Here is a 7,243-nt window from a genome sequence, read left to right on the forward strand (position 1 = left end):
GACCTATCTTGGGTGACGCTTAGCTGCAGGACCAAGTGGCCGCAAGCACCTGAACCCTTAGAGTTTACTGGATACGGATAACATTTTATTGACACTCTGGCCTGCGTGTCGCTTAGGCAGTGTTGTCGAAAAAGTGAACGCACGCCTGACTTCCGGATGGCTGGACACCAGTTTGCAGCTGTGCCAGATGCAACCGGGAGGGAAGAAAACTGCAGATCGGCGACTTAGATGTGGCGCAAAAGACATCTTCCCAACGAAGCGTTTCCATCTACCTTTCCCGTGTTCGGGCCGGGGGGTGAGTTGCTGGCACAAATTGAAAGCGTTGCCGCTGCGGGCGCGGGGATTGAGGTCACTGGTTGGGCCGCCTCCATGGAGGTCGGGCTGTGGTCCGGCAACAGGGCGCTGCAGACCCTGCGACGTCCTTCCCGATTGGGCGCGGCAGGCTCGACCAATCTCGCCGATGCTCGCCTGCGATTCCGGCTGAAGATCGAGTCTCGGGCGACGCCGACATATCTTTATCTGCGAACGAAACAGCACGTGCACTACGTCCAACTCGGAGTGTGACATGCTTTCGAGGCTTCGACGGCTCTTCAATCGGTATCGCTACTGGAACACCAGCTTCGTGGGGCCGAAGCGTGCCTTGACGCTGCCCGACGGACAGGTCGCCGGCTATATTGATCGCTACGAGATCGCAAGGGACACGGCGACCATAAGCGGCTGGTGTCTGTTTGATGAGCTGTCGATCGTGTCGACTGAACGACAAACGAATGTGCGCCGGCGTCTGCATCGTGGGGATGTTGTCGCTGCACTTGGCGACACGCGGATGAGCGAAACATCAAACGAGGACGGTCGGGTCGGGTTTTCAGCTGTGGTGGAGTGGCATGAGGGGCCGGTAACTGTCCGTCTTAATCAGGACGGTGCGACCTACCATTGGCCCCTGTCCGCGCCGACTGCTGGACAAAAGGCGGCCCTCGCGTGGCGCGCGCTTCTACCCTTCGCCGTAACGCTGGTGCGCTGCATGCCGCTGGCGGCCCGCTATATTATGTCAGGACGCAAGCCGTCGCTTCGGGAGGAACTCAGGGCCGGCCTGGGGCTGCTGGCGCCCAGAGCTGAATTCCACACATTGTCGAGAACGTTTTTCGCGGAACCAGAACCTTCGTCCGCAGCGCGGTCCGAATCCTTCACGATCGTCATGCCGGTCTACAACGCCTTCGATATGCTTGAGGAATCGTTGTCGAGGGTTGCCGCGAACACCGACCTGCCATGGCATCTCGTCTTGATCGAAGATGCCTCCACCGATCCCCGCGTCCGTCCCTTTCTAAGGGATTGGGCAGCCTCACAGGGGGATCGTGTGTCTCTCCTGGAAAATAAAGCGAATCTCGGCTTTGTGGGCAGCGTGAACCTCGGTCTGGCCCTCGCCGCAGAGCGCAAAGAGCATGTGGTGTTGCTGAACAGCGACGCGTTCGTGCCCAGCGGATGGGCTTCCAGATTGCTCCGTCCGATCATGTACGATCAGACCGTGGCCTCGGTGACGCCGATGTCGAACGACGCATCGATATTCTCTGTCCCCCTTATCGCCGGCAGGGCCGACATTCCCGCCGGTGCCGTCGATGCCATTGACGCCGCGGCGCTGCTGCTTTCCTCACAGGCGCGTGCTGATGCGCCCTGCGGGGTCGGCTTCTGCATGGCGATCAATCGCCGCGCGCTTGGGATGGTGCCGAAATTTGATACCGTATTCGGCCGCGGCTACGGCGAGGAGGTGGACTGGTGCCAGCGGGTCCGGAAGTTCGACATGAGAAACATCGGCATCGGAAATCTCTTTGTCGAACACCGAGGAGGTGCCTCGTTCGGATATGACGCAAAGATGCGGGCAATGGCCGATGCGGGCCGGATCATCACCGCGCGCTACCCCTCCTTCGATATGGATGTGCAGAGGTTCATCAGGGAGGATCCGCTGTTTGCCGCGCGGCTCTGCCTGTCGATCAGTCTCGCGGCGGCACGGCAACCGAACACTCCCCTACCGGTATATCTGGCCCATTCGCAGGGCGGTGGCGCAGATCATTGGCTGAACGACGAAATTCGGGAGGCGCGGAGATGGGGCCATTCCTGCGTCGTCATTCGCGTCGGGGGCGTCAGGCGCTTTGCGATCGAGCTGCACAGTGGCGACGACCTGATCGTTGGTGAGATCGAAGACATCGCAACCGTCATCGATGTCATTCGAAGCGCTTCAAGGCGCCACATCGTCTACTCCTGCGGCGTCGGTGACACACGACCGATCGAACTTCCACGGCTGCTTTCCGACTTGGCGGAAGGTGAGCAGGCGAGTCTGGAGGTCCTTTTCCATGATTACTTGCCGGTCAGCCCCTCCTATAACCTGCTGGACAGCGCCGGCGTCTATCGCGGTGTCCCAGACATTGACGATCCTGATCCTGCCCACCAGCCGGTCCTTTCGGACGGCCGGCCGGGGTCGTTGCGGGCGTGGCGGGAAGCCTGGGGCGATCTGATGCTGCGGGCTGATACGGTCCGGGTTTTCTCGAACAGCAGTCGTGAAATCGTGGCCGCGGCATGGCCGGCCATGCGCGGCAGGATCACGGTAGCGCCGCATAGAATGAAGCATAAGGTTCCGGTGTTGGCTTCGCCTCCCCCCGCTGGGGGCAAACGCGCATCGCTCGGCATCCTGGGATCCATCGGAGAGGTCAAAGGCGCGCGGTTCGTCAGCGATCTGGCGTCATACATGAACCGCGAACGCGCGATGTTCGACCTGGTCGTGATCGGCGAGTTCGACCGGTCATTCTCGATCCCATCCGATCTGCAGATTACCGGCCGCTACAGCCTCGACGATCTGGCCGCGCTGGCACGTCAACACCGTGTCTCGGCCTGGCTCATGCCCTCCATCGGTCCAGAAACCTTTTCATTCACAGTCCACGAGATGCTGGCGACCGGACTGCCGGTGTTTGCGTTCGATATTGGGGCGCAGGGGGAGGCTGTTGCAGCGGCGCCCAATGGACGAATTGTAGAACAGTCGCCAAAGGCGGTCGTGGCCGCTTTTGCTGAAATCAGTACTCCTTTGAGGCGCGTCGTATAAATGCTTGGTAGCTTTTCATCTGGTGAGTTGTTTCAGGCCCTGTCCCGTCCGGGCCAGCACGAGGTTCGGATCAACGATCTGTTTTCCGGCAATGTCAGATTTGACGGCAAGACACCTGTTTTCGATAGACCGCTGGTCATCATGGCGTTCAGCAATCGCTCCGGTTCGAACCTTCTTGCCGACTACCTTCGGCAGACGCGCCGTTTCGCCGGCTTTGCTGAAGCGTTGAATTGGGACGAGGTTTCGCTTTTCCTGTCAAAGAAGCGGATTTCGAGCTTTCCCGAATACATCGAAACGCTCGCCAGGGGGGCGCCACCCCGTTCCATATGGGGGGTCAAGGCGTCTTGGGATCAGATGGCCATGCTGACGCGCGCCAATATTTTCGGAATGTTTCCCGAAGTTAAAGTGATCCACTCCGTGCGTCGTGATGTCCTCGGGCAGGCCACATCACACTGGATTGCCCATCAGACAGGAAAATGGACGAGCACCCATAACGGCACAAGCGCGGTGCCCGTCTTTGACAGCACGGCGATCGAACGCATCCTGATGGGTATCCACAGATCGAATGGATACGTCGATTGCATCTGTCAGGCCATGCACTGGCCGCGCATCCCAATTTTCTATGAAAACGTACAGCAGAACATGCGGCTGGAAATCGAGCGTATTGCCAAGTTCATGGGCGTTTCGATTGACGACTGGCAACCTGCCAAGCCGCGCATCTCCATGCAGCGCGACGACACCAACGCAACCTTCAAGAGGGAATGCTTCGCTCGGTGGCGCGGAGCGCTCACCGGGCAGCCGTAACGCTATCCGGTTTGTCGAATTGCGAAGATCGCAGCCAGGCCGGACCCGGTCGCCCCTTCGAAAATAAGCCGCCGGGGCCTTATCTTCGACCAGCTATATGCAGGCGCCCCAACCCGCAATTGCACTCAGCAGCTCCGTAACCGCGCTACGCGCGGCGCTGTCAGGAAAGACCTGCGCATGCTGACCAGTAAGCTCCCGGTGAGGACCGTCTGACGCTGAAGGCGGGATGGATGTAGGAGGCTGAAGCTATGGACACCCATAGCTTCAGTTCCCAAGTCGAGGTTCTCTCGGTGACCGATAGTGGTCGGCAGCGTCGCTGGTCGGCTGCCGAGAAGATCCGTATCGTCGAGGAAAGCCTGTCGCGCCCGCGCAGCGTGGCGCTGACGGCGCGGCGTCACGATATCTCTCGCGCGTTGCTGACGCGCTGGCGGAAGGACTATCGCGAGGGCCTTCTCGGAAATGAGCCTGCCCTGACCTTTGCGCCGGTGATGATTGCTGCCGAACCTGTGCCTGTATCGGTATCACCTGCGGCAGAGCTGGAGATCTCCGATGCCGTCACAGTCGCGATCACACTGGTGAATGGCCGGCACCTCGTGGTTCCTGCGGGAATTGACCCGGTCATTCTGGCGCGGCTGCTTCCGGTGCTGGACAGCGCATGATCGCCTTTCCGGCGGGGGCGCGCGTGTGGATTGCAGGCGGGGTGACGGACATGCGGTGCGGGATGAACAGCCTGGCGCTGAAGGTCCAGCAGGGCCTGGGTCGCGATCCGCACGGTGGCGAGATCTTCTGCTTCCGGGGGCGCAAGGGTGACCTGATCAAGGTGTTGTGGCACGACGGGGTCGGCATGTCGCTGTATCTGAAGCGGCTGGAGGCGGGGAAGTTCATCTGGCCGGTGAGCCAGAATGGCTCAGCCGTTCCGGTTTCGGCGGCGCAGCTCGGCTATCTTCTGGAAGGAATCGACTGGCGCAATCCGCGCTGGACGCAGCGGCCTGCCTCGGCGGGTTGATAGTCAAAATACCCTTGTTTTATTGGACTATTCCGGGGTTTCGTGATAGGTCTTCGGCATGTCGGAGACCACCTCGGAGATCGCTGTTCTGCGCGCCGCACTCGCCGCGGCAGAGACTCGCGCATCTGCCGCAGAGGACGCCTTGGTCGCCGCCAAGGGGGAGTTGACCCAGGTTCAGGCGATCGTCTCGGCCTCTGAAGACATGATCCGGCACCTCCGACTGCAGATCGCCAAACTCCGCCGCGAGCAATATGGCCATGGTGCCGAACGCCATGCCCGGCTGATCGAGCAACTGGAGATGCAGCTCGAAGACATCGAGACCGACATTGCCGATGACCGGGCCAAAGCCGAGGCGACGGGCCCGAGGGCGATGGTCGCGGCCTTCGAACGCCGCCGCCCAGCCCGCAAGCCGTTCCCCGAGCATTTGCCCCGCGAGCGCGTCGTGGTTAAGGCGCCGACTTCCTGCACTTGCTGTGGTTCGGCGCGCATCGTGAAGATGGGCGAGGACATCACCGAGACGCTGGAGGTGATCCCGCGGCAGTGGAAGGTCGTGCAAACCGTCCGCGAGAAGTTCACCTGCCGCGACTGCGAGAAGATCAGCCAGCCGCCAGCGCCGTTCCACCCGACACCCCGGGGCTGGGCCGGCCCGAACCTGCTGGCCATGGTGCTGTTCGAGAAGTTTGGCCAGCATCAGCCCCTGAACAGGCAGGCCGAGCGCTATGCGAAGGAGGGCGTCGAGATCAGCCTCTCGACCCTGGCCGATCAGGTCGGGGCCTGTGCCGTGGCGCTGCAGCCGATCCACGATCTGATCCGCGCCCATGTCCTCGGCGCCGAGCGATTGCATGCTGACGACACGACCGTGCCGCTGCTGGCCAAAGGTGGCACGCAAACCGCCCGGCTCTGGACCTATCTGCGGGATGACCGGCCCTTTGCCGGTGGGGCGCCGCCGGCAGCGCTCTATTACTTCTCAACCGACCGCAGGAAAGAACACCCGACCCGGCATTTGACGGGCTGGACCGGCATCCTGCAAGCTGACGCCTATGGCGGTTACAACGATCTCTATCATGCCAGCCACAGGCCCGCGCCGGTGCTGAGCGCGCTGTGCTGGTCGCATGCCCGGCGCAAGTTCTTCGAACTGGCGGATATCAAAGCCACGGCCCGCAAGGGCAGATCGGTGGCCGAGGAGATCTCGCCCATCGCGCTGGAATCGGTCAAACGCTTCGACGCCATCTTCGATGCCGAGCGCGAGATCACCGGCCTGACCGCCGAGGCCCGCCATGACGCCCGTCAGCGGCTGGTGCGCCCGATGGTCCAGGATCTGCACAACTGGTTGCGGACCGAACGCGCCCGAATGTCGAAGCACAACCCCGTCGCCAAGGCGATCAACTACATGTTCGAGGAGGACGGCCGCTGGGACGCCTTCACCTGCTTCCTCGATGATGGCCGCATCTGCCTGACGAACAACGCAGCAGAACGCGCGCTGCGGGGCGTCGCCCTCGGGCGGAAAGCCTGGCTCTTCGCCGGATCTCCGCGCGGTGGCGACCGCGCCGCCTTCATGTATTCCCTGATCGTCACGGCCAAGATGAATGACGTCGACCCGCAGGCTTGGCTGGCCGATGTCCTTGCCCGGCTGCCGGACATACCCCTGTCGCGCCTGCCGGAACTTCTTCCCTGGAACTGGTCGCAAATACCGCAAAGGAGGGCCGCATGACCCTGATCGCCCGCCTCCGGATCCTTCTGAACGACGTCGATCCTCAGCCGATGCGCCATATCGAGGTGCCGCTGAAGATCAGGCTCGACCGGCTGCATGAGGTGGTCCAGGCGGCGATGGGCTGGACGGACACCCATCTCTACGAATTCAGGGCCGGGGGGGCGGGCTGGGGCGTGCCCGGTCCGGACGGATTCTACGACGGCCCGATGCCCGCGAAGAAGGCGACGCTGCAGAAGGTGCTCGAGGATACCGGCGTCAGGACGATCCAGTATGTCTACGACTTCGGCGATGACTGGGACCACAGCATCCGGATCGAGCGGGTCACCGAGGCCACCCCGGGCGTGACCTATCCAAGGCTTCTGAAGGCCAGCGGGGCCTGCCCGCCCGAGGATGTCGGCGGTGCTCCGGGCTACGAGGAATTCCTCGAAGCCCTCGCAGATCCGGACCACGAGCAGCACGACGACATGGTCGGCTGGTCAGGTGCAACCTTCGATCCCGAAGATGCCAGGATCGACAGGATCGTCGAACGCTTTGACCAACTCGCGAAGAAATGGTCCCCGCGGCCCGGCAAGCCCAAAGCACCCAAGCCCACTCCCTGAGCACGGACACCCGTCCGCGGCCTACGCCGGATGGTTAC

General features: G+C 62.1%; 6 protein-coding genes. All 6 read left to right on the top strand.

Annotated elements, in window-relative coordinates; genetic code table 11:
- Positions 1-565 precede the first annotated feature (565 nt).
- The 6 genes from H1S04_RS12140 to H1S04_RS12165 all read left to right on the top strand — a co-directional run bounded on the left by H1S04_RS12140 (position 566) and on the right by H1S04_RS12165 (position 7,205).
- Positions 566-3,085: a glycosyltransferase gene (locus tag H1S04_RS12140; RefSeq protein WP_181745832.1), complete on the top strand. Its 2,520-nt coding sequence runs from the start codon at positions 566-568 to the stop codon at positions 3,083-3,085.
- On the top strand, positions 3,086-3,889 hold the full coding sequence (locus tag H1S04_RS12145; RefSeq protein ID WP_181745833.1) for a Stf0 family sulfotransferase: 804 nt from the start codon (positions 3,086-3,088) through the stop codon (positions 3,887-3,889).
- Between the two features lie 248 nt (positions 3,890-4,137).
- Positions 4,138-4,548, top strand: coding sequence for a transposase (locus H1S04_RS12150; RefSeq protein ID WP_181745531.1), 411 nt, complete (start codon positions 4,138-4,140; stop codon positions 4,546-4,548).
- Positions 4,545-4,895, top strand: a complete 351-nt coding sequence (tnpB, locus tag H1S04_RS12155; protein WP_112312267.1) for an IS66 family insertion sequence element accessory protein TnpB — start codon at positions 4,545-4,547, stop codon at positions 4,893-4,895. Before H1S04_RS12150 ends, tnpB begins: the two co-directional genes overlap by 4 nt.
- A gap of 58 nt (positions 4,896-4,953) precedes the next feature.
- Positions 4,954-6,606 carry an IS66 family transposase gene (locus H1S04_RS12160; protein ID WP_181745530.1) on the top strand — a complete coding sequence of 551 codons (1,653 nt, stop codon included), beginning with the start codon at positions 4,954-4,956 and terminating at the stop codon, positions 6,604-6,606.
- Positions 6,603-7,205: a plasmid pRiA4b ORF-3 family protein gene (locus H1S04_RS12165; protein WP_181745529.1), complete on the top strand. Its 603-nt coding sequence runs from the start codon at positions 6,603-6,605 to the stop codon at positions 7,203-7,205. Before H1S04_RS12160 ends, H1S04_RS12165 begins: the two co-directional genes overlap by 4 nt.
- Positions 7,206-7,243 lie beyond the last annotated feature (38 nt).

The organism is Paracoccus sp. S1E-3 (assembly GCF_013868135.1).
Taxonomy (GTDB): Bacteria; Pseudomonadota; Alphaproteobacteria; order Rhodobacterales; family Rhodobacteraceae; genus Paracoccus.